13 protein-coding genes are annotated in these 15539 nt (G+C 46.5%); 8 read left to right on the top strand and 5 right to left on the bottom strand.

The window, feature by feature from the left end:
- The first annotated feature begins 85 nt into the window (after positions 1-85).
- The 7 genes from B2739_RS15110 to B2739_RS15080 all read left to right on the top strand — a co-directional run bounded on the left by B2739_RS15110 (position 86) and on the right by B2739_RS15080 (position 9292).
- Positions 86-1078 carry a sulfate ABC transporter substrate-binding protein gene (locus B2739_RS15110; protein WP_331346677.1) on the top strand — a complete coding sequence of 331 codons (993 nt, stop codon included), beginning with the start codon at positions 86-88 and terminating at the stop codon, positions 1076-1078.
- Positions 1079-1124: 46 nt separating this feature from the next.
- Positions 1125-2009: a sulfate ABC transporter permease subunit CysT gene (gene cysT, locus B2739_RS15105; RefSeq protein WP_331346676.1), complete on the top strand. Its 885-nt coding sequence runs from the start codon at positions 1125-1127 to the stop codon at positions 2007-2009.
- Between the two features lie 2 nt (positions 2010-2011).
- Positions 2012-2908, top strand: a complete 897-nt coding sequence (gene cysW / locus B2739_RS15100; protein WP_331346675.1) for a sulfate ABC transporter permease subunit CysW — start codon at positions 2012-2014, stop codon at positions 2906-2908.
- Between the two features lie 22 nt (positions 2909-2930).
- Positions 2931-3989, top strand: a complete 1059-nt coding sequence (locus tag B2739_RS15095) for a sulfate ABC transporter ATP-binding protein (RefSeq protein WP_331346674.1) — start codon at positions 2931-2933, stop codon at positions 3987-3989.
- 278 nt (positions 3990-4267) lie between these two features.
- The gene (locus B2739_RS15090; RefSeq protein WP_331346673.1) at positions 4268-5533 is read left to right on the top strand and encodes a sigma-54 dependent transcriptional regulator; all 1266 of its coding nucleotides are present in this window, start codon (positions 4268-4270) and stop codon (positions 5531-5533) included.
- A 10-nt stretch (positions 5534-5543) separates the two neighbouring features.
- Entirely contained in the window at positions 5544-6944 is a 1401-nt protein-coding gene (locus B2739_RS15085) for a hypothetical protein (RefSeq protein ID WP_331346672.1), read from the top strand.
- Positions 6945-7153: 209 nt separating this feature from the next.
- The gene (locus tag B2739_RS15080) at positions 7154-9292 is read left to right on the top strand and encodes a TonB-dependent receptor (protein ID WP_331346671.1); all 2139 of its coding nucleotides are present in this window, start codon (positions 7154-7156) and stop codon (positions 9290-9292) included.
- 13 nt (positions 9293-9305) lie between these two features.
- On the opposite strand, the gene B2739_RS15075 is transcribed toward B2739_RS15080, so the two are convergent.
- The 4 genes from B2739_RS15075 to B2739_RS15060 all read right to left on the bottom strand — a co-directional run bounded on the left by B2739_RS15075 (position 9306) and on the right by B2739_RS15060 (position 12953).
- On the bottom strand, positions 9306-10781 hold the full coding sequence (locus B2739_RS15075; RefSeq protein ID WP_331346670.1) for an FAD/NAD(P)-binding protein: 1476 nt from the start codon (positions 10779-10781) through the stop codon (positions 9306-9308).
- 151 nt (positions 10782-10932) lie between these two features.
- A complete protein-coding gene (locus B2739_RS15070; protein WP_331346669.1) occupies positions 10933-11346 on the bottom strand; it encodes a biopolymer transporter ExbD in 414 nt (137 codons plus the stop codon).
- Positions 11346-12092: a MotA/TolQ/ExbB proton channel family protein gene (locus B2739_RS15065; RefSeq protein ID WP_331346668.1), complete on the bottom strand. Its 747-nt coding sequence runs from the start codon at positions 12090-12092 to the stop codon at positions 11346-11348. The genes B2739_RS15070 and B2739_RS15065 overlap by 1 nt, the downstream gene beginning before the upstream one ends.
- A gap of 72 nt (positions 12093-12164) precedes the next feature.
- Positions 12165-12953 (bottom strand): energy transducer TonB, encoded by a 789-nt coding sequence (locus B2739_RS15060; protein ID WP_331346667.1) that lies wholly within the window; start codon positions 12951-12953, stop codon positions 12165-12167.
- Between the two features lie 515 nt (positions 12954-13468).
- Here B2739_RS15060 and B2739_RS15055 point away from each other — a divergent pair.
- Positions 13469-14758 carry an O-acetylhomoserine aminocarboxypropyltransferase/cysteine synthase family protein gene (locus B2739_RS15055; RefSeq protein ID WP_331346666.1) on the top strand — a complete coding sequence of 430 codons (1290 nt, stop codon included), beginning with the start codon at positions 13469-13471 and terminating at the stop codon, positions 14756-14758.
- A gap of 66 nt (positions 14759-14824) precedes the next feature.
- Here B2739_RS15055 and B2739_RS15050 read toward each other — a convergent pair whose 3' ends face one another.
- Positions 14825-15463: a peroxiredoxin gene (locus B2739_RS15050; protein ID WP_331346665.1), complete on the bottom strand. Its 639-nt coding sequence runs from the start codon at positions 15461-15463 to the stop codon at positions 14825-14827.
- Between the last annotated feature and the right edge of the window lie 76 nt (positions 15464-15539).

Below are 15539 nucleotides of genomic sequence, written 5' to 3'. Positions count from 1 at the left end.
CCCTCTGAGAGAGTAACAGTCCCCTCTCCCTCTGGGAGAGGGTTAGGGTGAGGGAAAAATTCAATTTTCAAATGAGTAGAATTTTATGAAATTGTTTACAAAATCTGTTGCAGTGATTGCAACCAGTTTATTAGCGGCGAGTGTATTTGCCAAAGACGTTACCTTATTGAATGTATCCTACGACCCAACGCGCGAACTCTATCGCGAGTTTAATGCTGCGTTTGCCAAACACTGGCAAGAAAAAACCGGTGATAACGTGAAAGTGGAACAATCCCACGGCGGCTCCGGTGCGCAATCCCGCGCGGTAATTGATGGCCTGCGCGCCGACGTAGTCACATTGGCACTTGCGGGTGATATCGACCCTATCGCCAACATCGGTAAATTATTGCCAAAAGATTGGGTAACCAAACTGCCGCAAAACAGCGCGCCTTACACTTCCACCATTGTATTTCTGGTTCGCAAAGGCAACCCCAAAAATATTAAAGACTGGGATGACCTGACCAAAAAAGGTGTAGAGGTTATTACTCCTAACCCTAAAACATCCGGTGGTGCTCGCTGGAATTTTTTAGGCGCTTGGGCCTTTGCTAAAAAACAAGGTAAAGATGATGCAACAGCAAAAGAATTTGTGCGCGCATTGTTTAAAAACGTTCCGGTACTGGATACAGGCGCACGCGGCTCAACTACTACCTTTGTGCAGCGCGGGATTGGCGATGTGTTGATCACTTGGGAAAACGAAGCATTTTTGGCAGTCAACGAATTGGGTGCCGATGAAATTGAAATCGTCGTACCGAGTTTATCCATCCTTGCTGAACCTTCGGTTGCCGTTGTCGATGAAAACGCTAAAGCCAACGGCACTACAGAAGTGGCTAAAGCCTATCTGGAATATCTTTACACCAAAGAAGGCCAAAACATTGCTGCCAAACATTACTACCGTCCACGTGATCCACAAGTCGCGGAAGCCTACGCAAAAACTTTTCCAAAATTGGAGCTGGTTACCATTGATGATTTTGGTGGATGGGTAAAAGCACAGCCGGAACATTTTGGTGACGGCGGCATTTTTGACCAGATTTATCAATAATTTTTATCCAGTTTCCTGACCACAGGTACAAAACAGAGAGTTGTGCATGAGCGAACTAACCTCTTCGGCGCTGGCAACAGCGCCGTCTTTTCCGACCGCAAAACGCCCCTGGGTTAAAAAAAGTGTACTACCGGGTTTTGGTTTATCGCTCGGCCTTGCCGCGCTCTATGCCAGCCTGATTGTATTTATTCCACTCGCGGGACTGGTTTTAAAATCATTGGAACTCAGCTGGCCAGAACTCTGGGCGGTGGTCAGTAACCCGCGTGCGGTTGCAAGTTATCAACTGACTTTTGGTGCATCACTCGCTGCCGCAAGTATTAATTTAGTGTTTGGTTTAATCGTCGCCTGGGTATTGGTGCGTTACGATTTTTTTGGCAAACGCATAGTGGATGCATTGGTTGATTTGCCTTTTGCATTACCTACCGCCGTGGCGGGCATTGCACTCACCGCGCTCTACACCACCAAAGGTTGGGTGGGGCAATGGTTTTGGTTGGCCGATATTAAAATTGCTTACACCTGGCTCGGCGTTACCGTCGCGCTCACCTTTATTGGTTTGCCTTTTGTGGTGCGCACTGTGCAACCGGTATTGGCCGATTTGGAGGCGGAAGTAGAAGAGGCAGCTGCAAGTTTGGGCGCATCGCGCTGGCAAACGTTTCGCCGGGTATTACTGCCTGCACTTTTGCCATCATTGCTAACCGGTTTTGCGCTCGCTTTCGCCCGTGCAATTGGTGAATACGGTTCGGTGGTTTTTATCAGCGGCAACATGCCTTACAAAACCGAAATTACTCCGCTGTTGATTATGACCAAACTGGAACAATTTGATTATGCCGGTGCGGCTGCACTGGGCACTGTCATGTTGATATTTTCTTTTGTGTTATTACTGCTCATTAACCTGCTCCAGCATTGGAGCCATAAGCGCACGGGAGGTTAATAATGGCCGGTGCTGTTTCATCTTTACGTTCTACTAAAACCGGCGCTGCCCACGCTGCCACCAGTGAAGCTACTTGGGTGCGGGCGTTATTGATCAGTGTTGCACTGACCTTTCTTGCGCTGTTTTTATTTTTGCCACTAGTGATTGTGTTTTCTGAAGCCTTTGCTAAAAGCGCACAAGTGTATTTTGCCGCAGTCACTGAACCCGCTGCTGCACATGCGATAAAACTGACATTGATCGCCGCAGCGATTGCGGTGCCCTGTAATGTTATTTTTGGTTTGGCGGCAGCATGGGCGATTGCCAAGTTTGATTTTCGCGGCAAACAATTTGTGATCACCCTGATCGATTTACCCTTTGCGGTATCACCTGTCATCGCCGGTTTGATTTATATGTTGCTGTTTGGCCGGCAGGGATTTTTTGGCCCTTGGTTAAACGATCACGATATTCAAATTATGTTTGCAGTTCCAGGCATTGTGCTTGCCACTGTGTTTATTACCTTTCCTTTTGTAGCGCGCGAATTAATTCCGCTGATGCAGGAGCAAGGCAAAGAGCAGGAAGAAGCGGCCATTACCTTAGGTGCGAGCGGTTGGAAAATGTTTTGGCGGGTGACCTTGCCCTCGGTTAAATGGGCGCTGCTGTACGGCATGATTTTATGTAATGCGCGCGCCATGGGTGAATTTGGCGCGGTGAGCGTGGTATCGGGAAAAATTCGCGAGCAAACCAACACCATGCCACTGCATATTGAAATTTTATACAACGAGTATCAATTCGCGGCGGCCTTTGCGGTTGCATCGCTGCTCGCATTGTTGGCGCTGGTGACACTGGTATTGAAAAGCCTGCTGGAATGGAAAGCCACACGTGAACATGAATTGGCAGTACGTGCTGCAAGCGCACAGTAATTAATTTATTACGAGAAAACCTATGAGCATTCAAGTCCGCAACTTACATAAACAGTTTGGTCAGTTTACTGCACTGAACAATGTGTCTTTGGATTTCCCTACGGGCGAATTGGTCGCCCTGCTCGGCCCATCGGGCTGCGGAAAAACAACACTGCTGCGCATTATCGCCGGTTTGGAAAATCCGGATGCTGGCAGTGTGCATTTCCACGGTGAAGATGCCACCAACGTGCATGTGCGCGAACGCAATGTGGGTTTTGTATTCCAACACTATGCGCTGTTCCGCCACATGACGGTGTTTGATAACGTCGCCTTTGGTTTAACCGTGCGCCCGAAAGAGACAAGACCTCCTGCCGATGCAATTAAGAAACGTGTGCATGAATTATTGGAATTGGTGCAGTTGGATTGGCTGGCAGATCGCTACCCGCATCAATTATCTGGCGGCCAACGCCAGCGTATTGCACTGGCGCGTGCGCTCGCGGTTGAACCTAAAGTATTGCTGCTCGATGAACCCTTTGGTGCATTGGATGCAAAAGTCCGCAAGGATTTACGCCGCTGGTTGCGCCGCTTGCACGACGAATTGCACATCACCTCTATATTCGTGACGCACGATCAGGAAGAGGCAATGGAAGTGGCCGATAAAATTGTGGTACTCAACAAAGGCCAGATTGAACAAATTGGTACACCGGATGACATTTACAACAATCCGGCAAGCCCTTTTGTGTACGATTTTATCGGGCAAGTGAATTTATTTCACAGCCGTGTTGATGATGGCTGGGCTCATATTGGCGATTACAAAATTCCCGCACCGGAACATAATGGCATTGCCAACCAACCCGCCATCGCTTATGTGCGCCCGCACGATATTGAATTGAGCGAACAGCAAAGCGATGGCGCTATTGCCGCGCGTATTGCCCATGTGAGCACGGCCGGTTCGGTATTGCGCATTGAGTTGTTGCATCAATTGAATGATGAGGTGCTACATGTAGAATTGCCGCGGGCACAGGAACGCAGTTTGAATTTATCGGTAGGTGCAGCGGTTTATGCAAAGCCGACCAACTCAAAAGTGTTTTTGCAAAAATAACATTCGTTCAGCAGCATCTTTTTACGATGTTACTTTTCAAGCACTAATGTTAATTCATAGCATTTATCAACTGTTTGATTAATAACAAGGCGATGAAAAATCATCGCCTTTTTTATTTTTTATGCTGAGAATTAAACAGCTAATGGGATTAAACAAGCATTAAATAAAATCGATTTTTTTTGTTATATGTTTATAGATTTAAATTACTTATTGCTACTGCTATTTATGAATAGAATGCTCTCATTATTACTCGTATTAACGCATGTTGAGGAATTACTGTGAGCCAGGAAAATAAAGCCCCTGTTCTCTTATCGCTGGAAGGCACTAACGCACAACCACTTTCGGTACGTGCAAAAGCGCTAGTATTTTCAGACCCAATTTCAGCCAGCTTACTTGAATATATTGAGCGTATTGCACCCAGTGAAGCGCCCGTTTTAATTGGTGGAGAAACAGGCACCGGAAAGGAATTGGTTGCCCGTCATATTCATTTACTGAGTGGACGCAGAGGTCCTTTCCTTGCGGTTAACTGTGGTGCAATCAGCGACCAATTGGCAGAGAGCGAATTGTTTGGCCATGAAGCTGGTTCATTTACTGGCGCAGTGGGTAAACGTGAAGGATGGTTTGAAGCCGCAAACGGTGGCACCTTATTTTTAGATGAAATTGGTGATTTACCATTGCCACTGCAAGTAAAACTATTGCGTGTGTTGCAAGAAAAAGAAGTGGTGCGGATTGGCTCACGCAAATCCATTCCGGTTGATGTGCGTTTGGTCGTTGCCACCAACGTTGATCTGGATTATGCAGTATCAGCCGGACATTTCCGTCGCGATCTGTTGTACAGAATTAATATCGCCCATGTGAAACTGCCACCACTGCGCCAACGCCCTGGCGATATATTGCCGCTGGCAGAACATTTTTTAAAAACCTACAGCCAACGCATGGGGTATCGCCAGCCGCAATTTTCACAGGATGCGGTGCAATTGTTATTGAACTATGCATGGCCGGGAAATATCCGCGAATTGGAAAATGTGGTGCATTTTGCATTATTGGTTTCCAGTGGCGACAAAATTGAACCGGCGCATTTAAAAGTAACGGGAGGCTGGAACAGCGGAACAATCCATCAACAAGAGCCGCAACCGGTACACCAACCTTTAGTAAATTCCGGTGCGCAGACGTACAACCTGAACAATGCAGGTGCCAATGTTCATCCTGCTTCATTTAGCAATACAGACAGCCATTCAAATAATGGCTCAGGCAATGGTGATGACCCGATGACCGCTATTGCTAAACAATTGCGCCGTTTGTTTACTGAACAAGGCAACAGTGATCATTTTGATAAGCTTGAAAGCTTGATTGTGCATGAAGCATTTGCGCACGTACGCTCTAATCAGGTACACGGTGCTGCACTCTTGGGTATTTCGCGCAACGTTATGCGGACATTGTTAAAACGCCACGGTTTGCTTGCCGATACAGGATTCACACCAGCAGAAGAGCAATCTACACATAATGATGAATTACATTCATTGAATCCGGGTTACACAGGTTAGTGATTTGGTCATGGATGTAACGATTGATACTGCGCCGCTTCCGCAAAACCCACAGCTGCAAGACCAATTGCATCGGGACCAATCGCATCAGGAACTGGAAATCCATGCGGCCAGAATTCGTGCGAGCGGCATTCTGGCACGCAGCACGCACCTGCACAGTTTGTTTGAGTATTTATATCGTTGTCACCTCAACGGAAAAATACCAAAAGAATTGGAAATTGCCATAGAAGGCATGGGGCGAGAGGAGTCGTTTGATGTAACCCAGGATGCAATGGTACGTGTATATGTGCATAAGTTACGGCGCAAGCTCGATGAATTTTATGCGCAGCATGGCGATGATTTTACGCATCGCCTGCATCTTCCCAAGGGAGAATATCGCCTGGTATTGCAGTCAGCTGAAGCACAGTCTCGCCAATTAACATCTCATGAAGCACAGCATCACGAACTATTATCTCGTGAACTACAGCCTCCTGAACTGGAATCGGCACAACCCTTCCATACCCGAAAAATTAATACCTTATTAGTCGTCGCACTGGTTGCATTAGTGTTAATTAATCTATTGTTGGTATTGCAAGGCAGAACATTTTTTTCTGAAGAAAAGGATTTACGCAATCAATTTATCTGGCAACCTTTGTTTGCCGATGGCCGACCTATTCTTGTCGTCGTTGGTGATTATTTTATTTTTGCGGAAAGTGACGCACAGGGTAATGTAAAGCGACTGGTACGTGAATTTGATGTTAACTCATCCAAAGAGCTATCCGATTATTTGCAACTTAATCCCGAAGAAGCGGAGTATAAATTCGATATAGGGTTGAGTTATTTACCCACCAGCACGGCCTATGCGCTCGAAAATATCAGTCCCATTGTTAAAGCACCTGATACATCTGTGCAAGTGATCCTTGCATCACAACTGTCTGCAGATGCATTGCGCAATTCGCACATTGTCTATATAGGTCACTTGAGTGGACTAGGTGCTTTACATGATGCAGTGTTCGATGTATCCAACTTTGCAATTGGCCAAAATGGTTTTGACGAATTAGTTGATACCAAAACCGGTGAAACCTTTGCCAATAGCAACGGCATCCCCGGTGAATTTAACAGCAAGAAAAATCACTTGGCTTATTTTGCCGCGTTTAATGGCCCAACCAATAATAGGATTGTGGTTGTTGCAGGTTTACGCGATGCGGGCTTGGTAGAGCTAACCGATAGTATTACCAACGAGGCCGCACTTGCCGAATTGCATTCACATCTTTCAATAGTCAATTCACAGCTCTCAACACTCAGCTCACCTCCCTCAGCACTCACTTCAAATCCGGAATCATCCTCATTTGAAGCGATTTACCAAACCAGTAGTTTTGGTCAAACCACCTCCCCCGCTACTATCGTCAGCGTGAAATTGATCAAACCTTAATATCTAAAAACTCATAAAAAATCATTCATATCGCTGTTAACAATGCATTAACGTTAACAATAATCGTAAATAACTGTACTTAACTGGATTCGCTGCTTCATTTTAAGCAGCCTACTAACAACCCACATATTGTCGCTGACTGCGACGCTCATGCGGAATTATGAAGTTTTGGTCATCCTTGTTTGTCATAATTGTTAGTCGAGATTCCAATGAAATACGCCAGAATATCCTGCTCCACACCGTCATTTGTCATGACACCTTTAGCAGCCGCACTATTTATGTTCAGTGCCCCAGCTGTACTGAGCCAAACATCAGCTTACAAAACTGACTATAAAACTGAACAAACTTCTACAGCATCAGTGGAGAAAAAAAACAACCCACAACTGGAAACTGTGACAGTACTTGGCCACCGCTTAAACCAATTAGGTAAAAAAATATCAGCGGCGGAAGGTACTGTTGGCAGTGCCGAAATTGCCAACCGGCCGGTATTACGTACCGGTGAAATTCTGGAATTTGTGCCCGGCATGGTAGTGACCCAACACAGCGGCTCTGGTAAAGCGAACCAGTATTTTCTGCGGGGTTTTAATCTGGATCACGGTACGGATTTTAATTCCAGTATTGAGGGTATGCCGATTAATATGCGCACTCACGGCCACGGCCAAGGTTATACCGATCTCAATTTTATTATTCCTGAACTCATCAGTAGCATCGATTACCGCAAAGGTGCTTATTATGCGGATGTCGGTGATTTTTCAGGCGCAGGCGCTGCTTCATTTAGCTTAAAAAATTTGCTGGGTGAAAATATTGTTTCTGCAACACTGGGCGAAAATCATTATGGCCGCGTGTTTGCAGCAGGTGAAGTTGCACTACACGAGGGCTTGTTGTTGGTAGGTATTGAACGCCAGGTATCGGATGGCCCCTGGACTGACATTAATGAAGATATTGATAAGCTCAACATTAATGCTCGCTATGTAAAACCCCTCGCTGATGGCACTTTTTCGCTGACCGCAATGGCCTATGACAACAGCTGGAATGCACCCGACCAAATTCCCGCACGCGCTGTAGAACAAGGGCTGATAGATTCTTATGGCTCGCTCAACCCAACCAATGGTGGAGAATCCAGCCGTTACAGCCTTTCAACAAATTGGCGTACCGATAGTTGGAATGCCAACCTTTATGCAATCCAATCTGATTTGTTATTAATTTCTGATTTTACGTATTTTTTAGATGATCCCGTTAATGGCGACCAATATAAACAAGTAGATGATCGCCAGATTATCGGCGGTGCCCTATCCCATCAGTGGAATACAGAATTATTTAACATCGCTGTTAACCATCATATTGGTAGCGAATTTCGTTACGACGACATCGCAAAAGTCGGGCTCTACAAAACCAAAGCGCGCGAATGGTTAAGTACCGTTCGGGAAGATGGCGTAAAAGAAGCATCCAGCGGCCTATTTGGCCAAACCCGTTTTTTGTTGAGCGATGCATTCAGTGCGCACATAGGCTTACGTTATGACTACTACCATGTCGATGTTGACAGTAATATTCTAGAAAACAGTGGCGCAGCAGATAAAGGAAAGTTCAGCCTTAAAGCAGGTGTGACTTATTTATTCAGCGATCATCTGGAAGCGTTTATCAATGCAGGCCAAGGCTTTCATTCTAACGACGCGCGCGGCGCAACACTCACACTTGATCCGGTCACACTGGAGCCTGCGGATGCTGTTGAATTAATCGTGCCCTCTACCGGCGCTGAAGTTGGTTTAAAACTGTTTGATGAAAAACGTTTTAATATTTCAGCCTCTTTATGGTATTTGGAATCAGAATCGGAATTAATTTTTATTGGCGATGCAGGCCACAACGAAGCCAGCCGCGCATCAGAACGTGTGGGCGCAGAACTTGCCAGTTATTTTTGGTTTTCCAACAAATGGAATCTGGATGTAGAGCTGGCATGGACACGCGCACGCTTCAGTGAAAACACTCGCGAAGAGGGAAAATATGTTGATGGATCTGTTCCCTTTGTTGCAAGCACCGGCATTAGTTATGGCGGGCAAGGTAACGGCTTGCACAGTTCATTGCGCTATCGCTATTTTGGTGCGCGCGTGCTGGAAAGTTTTAACGACATTAAAGCCGATTCAACCAGCACAGTGAATTTTGGTATTGGCTACCAGTGGGACAGCATCAACATTGAATTGGAAGTGCACAATGTTTTGGATAGCGACGAGCATGATATTGATTACTACTATGCCTCACGCTTGGCGGGCGAACCTGAAGAAGGAATTGAAGACTTGCACTACCACCCTGCTGAACCACGGACACTCAGAGCGAAAATAGAATATCGCTTTTAAACTGGAGCACTGATTATTCCGTACAAACAATACCAACAGCCTGTGTGCTGTTGGTATTGGTGTTGGCTTTATCAGCAGTCGTCGTAAAAATTGCCTTCGCGATACAAACTGCCTGTTCACGAATCTCCTGGATCGCCGTTGTTTCGAATAACACACTCGTTAACGCGGGGCCAATCCCATAAATCTCATGTCTGGATGAAATTCTGTAATGATTATTACCGATGAAATTAGCGGTTAATACAGCGCTATCATCAAGCAAACCTTTGCATAAATCCTGCACCACTGAAAATCCTGCGCGATAGCCTGTACATATAATCGCTTTATCGGCGATGATTTCCAGTCTGGCATTTTTTGAGCGAGCTGAGGCTAATGACAAACTAAATCCGTTATGGGTCGCGTGAATGTTATTGACCCTGGCAGGATAAATACACAACTGCTCTTTTGTTTGTAAATGTTCCAATAGATTCCTGGTGCTGGCTGGAATGCGGTGCCGCACACTATTCCACCAAGGTAAAGCTCGCTTGAGACGACTTCGCTCTTTTGGATTTAACTGGCTCCACAGTGCATTATTTTGCTCGCGTAATTGATTCACACTGCACTGCCAGGCAATACCCTTTTCTTCATTGCGTTTAATATACTGGCGAATCGCACCCAATATTGCGGAGCCTTTTTTTGCCTCTGTTTTAAACACAGGAACAGATGGATGATGTGATTCTCCATGCGCACATGGCAAAAGACCATGGGCGGAAACCACATGGAATTTTCCTGCAAACCCTTGGGATATTGCTAACTGCACTACATCTACCAGGCTTAAGCCAGAGCCTAGTACCAATATGTTTTTACTGTTTTTCCAATTAAATCCAAGCGCTTCATTAACGTAAGGAGACGGCAAGATATTCGGTGTTGTAGGAATATTTTGCAGTGCTGGGTGATTGCCTGTCGCCATCAGTAATGCATTGGTATCGTAAGTGCGACCTGAGCAAGTGATAACCCGCATCACCCCAGAAGAACTGTTGTTCTCTATTGCACTGACGCGCCCGGAGTGCAGCCCCACACTGTGCCCCGCAATACGTAGGGAATACACCGCTTGATCAAACACATCTGCAAGGTATGCACCGTAAATCGCGCGCGGTACAAAATTATTTGCCGCAACAGATAACCCGGCAAATGCGGGATGCAACCCTCTCCATTCCACTGTCTGCTGTAACCATCGGAAAAAATGTGCGGGATCATCGCTGAATGCGCCCATGCGCTGTGCGGGAACATTTAAAATAAGAGAAGGATGAATTGCAGAGTACGCAAGTCCGCGTGGACGCGTGGGGCTATCATCAATAATGGTGATATCAAGATGAAGCGCATCGCTGGAATGTGCTGATGCAACAGAAGCAACATGATCGCGCGAGTAATTTGCCAACGCGGCCAACGCCAGTACAGCAGATGCACCGCAACCGACGATAACCAGTTTTTTGCTGTGCAAGGGTGTAGACAAACAACAATACCTATGTGATTAAATGAGTACCATCCGCTGGAAGGCATCCTTGCCTGTACCACTCCTACCATAACGTCCTGCCATAACGTCCTGCCATAACTCCTGCCATAATATCCCTTTTATAAACACGGAAAAATTTCTGGAAAAGCGATTAGCTTCCGCGTTCAGTCACCATTGATAGTTTTTCAATTCCCGCTTTTTCAATCAACACCATGACTTTGGCAACCACACCGTAATTCACCGCATCATCCGCATTAAGATTTAAACGCAATTCCGGATCTGTCAGTTTTCTGCCCTCCAATTCCTGCTGCAAAATCTCTAATGCGTATTCATCTTTATCCAGATAAATTTTTCCTTCTGCATCAATGCTAAGCACCAACGGTTTTTTGGGCTCTTCTATTTGCACTGTGGTTTCCGTATCAGGCAAATTGACATTAATCGCATTGGTCATTAAGGGCGCAGTAATAATAAACACCACCAGCAGTACCAACATCACATCCACCATCGGTGTAATGTTGATCTCACTTAATACTTCATCGCTATCACCACCGGAAGAAATTGCCATTATGCAAATACCTCTTTGCCATTCTCAGGCTTTCTTAATTCTGATGTCGCCTCGCGCGCAGGGTGCGATTGCGCCGCTTTTACTACGGGTGTGGATGATTTAATACGAAAGCCGGATTTTTGCACCAAACTCACAAAATCAGTCGCGAAATCATCCAGATCAGCAGCGATTAATTTCACCCGGCGTAAAAAGAAGTTGTATGCCAGCACCGAGGGAACCGCGACAGCAATACCGATTCCCGTTGCAATCAATGCTTCACCAATCGGCCCCGCCACCACTTCAATACTCGCAGACTTTGTTGCGGTAATGGTGGTGAGAGCCTGAATAATGCCAAACACAGTTCCAAATAATCCAACAAAGGGCGCGGTATTGCCGATGGACGCAAGCACCGCCAAACCGTTTTCCAATGAGCGGCGCTCTTTCTGGATTTGTTGGCGCAGATGACGCTCCAACAAATCTTGCCTGTCCCAGCTGTGCTCCAAATCGGTTGCAGTGCTCGCATCTGCATTGCGCAATGTTTGGAAACCTGCTGCCGCAACACGTGCCGTAGCACCAACGTATTTTTCAAACGATGCCGCCGCGTGCAAATCGGCAGAGGACCAAAAGGTTTTGGTGAAACGACGATTCTGGCGAGACAAATTCAGGTGCTGAACGCCTTTAATGACGATTAACGTCCAGGTGATGATGGAAAAGGCGATCAACGCCCACAAAGTCCACTCAACAATATGTTGGTACAGCTCAGACATAATTTTCTTCCTAATTAATTCTGGATTAATGCAAATGGATCATTAAATTGTTGAACGTTTTTTAGCGCGTGTTTATGAATTTGATAATTTGAAATCAATCGGGACTTCCACCCACGAATCGATTGCAGTTTCACCTTGCTTGGCGGGTACAAATGACCAACGCCTTACGGTATCCATCGCTGCTTTATCCAACACACTGCGGCCGCTGGACGCTTTCACTTCAACAGACGATGGCTTGCCATTACCCAACACATGCACATTCAAAATCACAGTGCCTTCCCAGCCCCGCTCTACTGCCAACTCAGGATATTCTGGCGGTGGATTGCGCAGATAACCGGGGTTTGCTGTTGCAGGCGTAACCGGTGGCGGTGGTGGTGGCGCTACGGGTGCAGGCGGCGGTGGCGGTGTTTCCACCACTTTTTGCACGGGAACCGGCTTTGGTTTTTCTACTGGCTTGGGTTTTGATTTTTCTACCTTTGGCGGTGGTGGTGGCGGAACCTCTTCCGGTGGAATCACCGGCGGTGGTGGCAACTCTACCGGCGGGCGGTAAATCTCAATCGACATAGGCGGCACTTCTGCCTTGGTAATAGGTACTTCTGGCTTGAAATAAAAATAGGCAAATGCCGCGAAATGCAGCCCCACAATCAACACCAGACTCAACAGCGACCATGCACCGCGATATTTGGTGTATACCAATTGGATTTGTTTTTGATGACTGTAATCACTGGGAATAACGCGAGGAATAAGTTGCACTACATCCGCCGATTTGCGCGGCACTGCAACTGGCTTTATGTGGCGCAGCTGTTGGCGAACATGGCGGCGGTCATAACTGTAGGGTTCAGAGTAAGCATGGGCACTCATATAATTCTCCCACCCGATTGGGGTACTGGAATCGCTTGTGGCGATATAACAATAGGTTTCCGTAATCAATGGCTTTGCATTGTGTGCAATGCACCATTCATCACAACTACCGGAGGAATTGCAGCAACTGTGCCAATACCAAATCCTGTTTCATAAAAATCCATCAGCTCATTGAAAGCCGCAGATTTATTGAGTTGCGCCGCGAATATTGCAATAAAAAGTGCAACACAACTGCCAGCAGCACAAGAATTGTTGTTTAATCACCAACAACAATGCACAAATCAAAACAGGGAAAAATGAATTGCCCATGTAAGCAATGTTTAAAAATAAACAGATGGCATACCGTGACAATACAGAAAACTCGCATAAGCTTATGAACTAATTACAGTTCATAAAGGCTAAATACCTCGCTACAATCCAGATAGCATTGGTTATAACCACAATTATGGTTATACATACGCTCACCAATCTTTACTGTTACAACCGCAACTATTTATTTACGGAGTCATTTTGCTATGTCAGACCAATGGAAATTTGAAACCCAATCCGTCCACGCCGGTTACACACCAGACCCGACAACAAAATCGGTCGCCGTGCCTATTTACCAAACCGTTGCCTACGCCTTTGATAGCGCGCAACACGGTGCCGATTTATTTGATTTAAAAGTGGCGGGCAATATCTACACCCGGATTATGAACCCCACCAACGACGTGCTGGAAAAACGCGTTGCCGCGCTGGAAGGCGGCATTGCGGCACTGGCATTGGCATCGGGCCAAGCAGCGGTCACTTATGCGATACAAACCATCGCCGAAGCGGGCGACAATATTATTTCTTCCACTGCACTTTATGGCGGTACTTACAATTTATTTGCGCACACACTGCCGCAATACGGGATTACCACCCGTTTTGCAGATCACACTAATCCGGATAGTTTTGAATCGCTTATTGATGAGCGCACCAAAGCAGTTTTTGTAGAATCACTCGGCAACCCGCAGGGTAATGTCACCGATATTGCACGCATCGCCGAAATTGCGCATCGCCACGGCGTGCCATTAATTGTGGATAACACCGTTGCAACACCTTATTTGTTGCGCCCTATCGAACACGGTGCCGATATAGTCGTGCATTCGTTGACAAAATATTTGGGCGGCCACGGCAACAGCATTGGCGGTGCGATTGTGGATTCAGGAAAATTCCCTTGGGCACAACACAAAGAGCGCTTCAAACGCCTCAATGAACCCGATGTGAGTTACCACGGCGTGGTCTATACCGAGGCCCTGGGCGCAGCGGCGTACATTGGCCGCGCCCGGGTAGTGCCGCTGCGCAACACCGGTGCTGCACTCTCGCCGTTCAATGCTTTTTTAATTTTGCAGGGCATAGAAACACTCGCCTTGCGCATGGATCGCATCAACAGCAACACACAAGCGATTGCTGAATATTTGCAAAAACACAGCAAAGTCAGCTGGGTGAATTATGCGGGCTTGCCCGATAACGTTTATCACCCGCTTGCGCAAAAATATCTTGGCGGAAAAGCCTCCGGCTTGCTCACCTTCGGTTTAAAAGCTGACGATGGCCGCGAAGCAGGCGCACGCTTTTTGGATGCACTGCAACTCTTCACCCGTCTTGTGAATATTGGCGATACAAAATCACTGGCTACCCACCCAGCATCCACAACCCATCGCCAATTATCGCCAGAGGAATTGAAAAAATCCGGCGTAGGTTTGGACACAGTGAGATTATCGGTTGGTATAGAACATATCGACGATTTGCTTGCCGATCTGGAACAGGCGCTGGCGAACGTGTAATAACTGCTGTAAAAAAAACGGGCGCATCCAGCGCCCGTTTTTTTTGCATGATATGTTTGCGTGCATTTATCCGCGCGGATCAGGGGTGAGTCGCAAATAAGGCTTAACCACCTTGTAGCCTTTAGGAAAACGGCGTGCAATTTCTTCCGGATCTTGCAGAGCCGGAACGATCACAACATCTTCACCTGATTTCCAATTACCCGGTGTTGCCACTTTGTGATGTTCAGTTAATTGCAATGAATCAATCACCCGCAAAATTTCATCAAAGTTGCGACCGGTACTTGCGGGGTAAGTAATGATCAAGCGGATTTTTTTCGCCGGATCAATAATAAACAGCGAGCGTACAGTAAGCGTGGCATTCGCGTTAGGGTGAATCATGTCGTAAAGGCTGGACACCTTGCGGTCGGCATCCGCGAGAATCGGAAAATTCACCTGGGTTAATTGTGTTTCATTAATGTCATTGATCCATTGGTTGTGGGAATCCACCGGATCAACACTTAACGCAATGGCTTTTACATTGCGCTTGGCAAATTCATCTTTCAGTTTTGCCGTCAAACCCAATTCAGTGGTGCAGACGGGCGTGAAATCGGCGGGGTGTGAAAATAAAACGCCCCAGCTATCACCCAACCATTGGTGAAAATTAATCAAACCCTGCGTGGATTCTTGTGTGAAATCGGGTGCTTCATCACCTAGACGTAAGCTCATTGTTGCCTCCTTTGGTGTGTTGATCTTATGGGACTTTTGATCTGACAGAGCGTGATCTGATAGAACGGCTGATCTG

The organism is Cellvibrio sp. UBA7661, from assembly GCA_002483365.1.
Lineage (GTDB): Bacteria > Pseudomonadota > Gammaproteobacteria > Pseudomonadales > Cellvibrionaceae > Cellvibrio.
Note: the sequence above shows the minus strand (reverse complement) of the source record. Positions and strands in the feature narration are given on the sequence as shown.

What these genes read in the sequence shown, in the direction of transcription:
- B2739_RS15060 (WP_331346667.1), bottom strand. Translation starts at nt 12,953, where the DNA reads ATGAGTGCCCATGCTTACTCTGAACCCTACAGTTATGACCGCCGCCAT.
- B2739_RS15065 (WP_331346668.1), bottom strand. Translation starts at nt 12,092, where the DNA reads ATGTCTGAGCTGTACCAACATATTGTTGAGTGGACTTTGTGGGCGTTG.
- cysT (WP_331346676.1), top strand. Translation starts at nt 1,125, where the DNA reads ATGAGCGAACTAACCTCTTCGGCGCTGGCAACAGCGCCGTCTTTTCCG.
- B2739_RS15110 (WP_331346677.1), top strand. Translation starts at nt 86, where the DNA reads ATGAAATTGTTTACAAAATCTGTTGCAGTGATTGCAACCAGTTTATTA.
- B2739_RS15095 (WP_331346674.1), top strand. Translation starts at nt 2,931, where the DNA reads ATGAGCATTCAAGTCCGCAACTTACATAAACAGTTTGGTCAGTTTACT.
- cysW (WP_331346675.1), top strand. Translation starts at nt 2,012, where the DNA reads ATGGCCGGTGCTGTTTCATCTTTACGTTCTACTAAAACCGGCGCTGCC.
- B2739_RS15070 (WP_331346669.1), bottom strand. Translation starts at nt 11,346, where the DNA reads ATGGCAATTTCTTCCGGTGGTGATAGCGATGAAGTATTAAGTGAGATC.
- B2739_RS15080 (WP_331346671.1), top strand. Translation starts at nt 7,154, where the DNA reads ATGAAATACGCCAGAATATCCTGCTCCACACCGTCATTTGTCATGACA.
- B2739_RS15085 (WP_331346672.1), top strand. Translation starts at nt 5,544, where the DNA reads ATGGATGTAACGATTGATACTGCGCCGCTTCCGCAAAACCCACAGCTG.
- B2739_RS15050 (WP_331346665.1), bottom strand. Translation starts at nt 15,463, where the DNA reads ATGAGCTTACGTCTAGGTGATGAAGCACCCGATTTCACACAAGAATCC.
- B2739_RS15055 (WP_331346666.1), top strand. Translation starts at nt 13,469, where the DNA reads ATGTCAGACCAATGGAAATTTGAAACCCAATCCGTCCACGCCGGTTAC.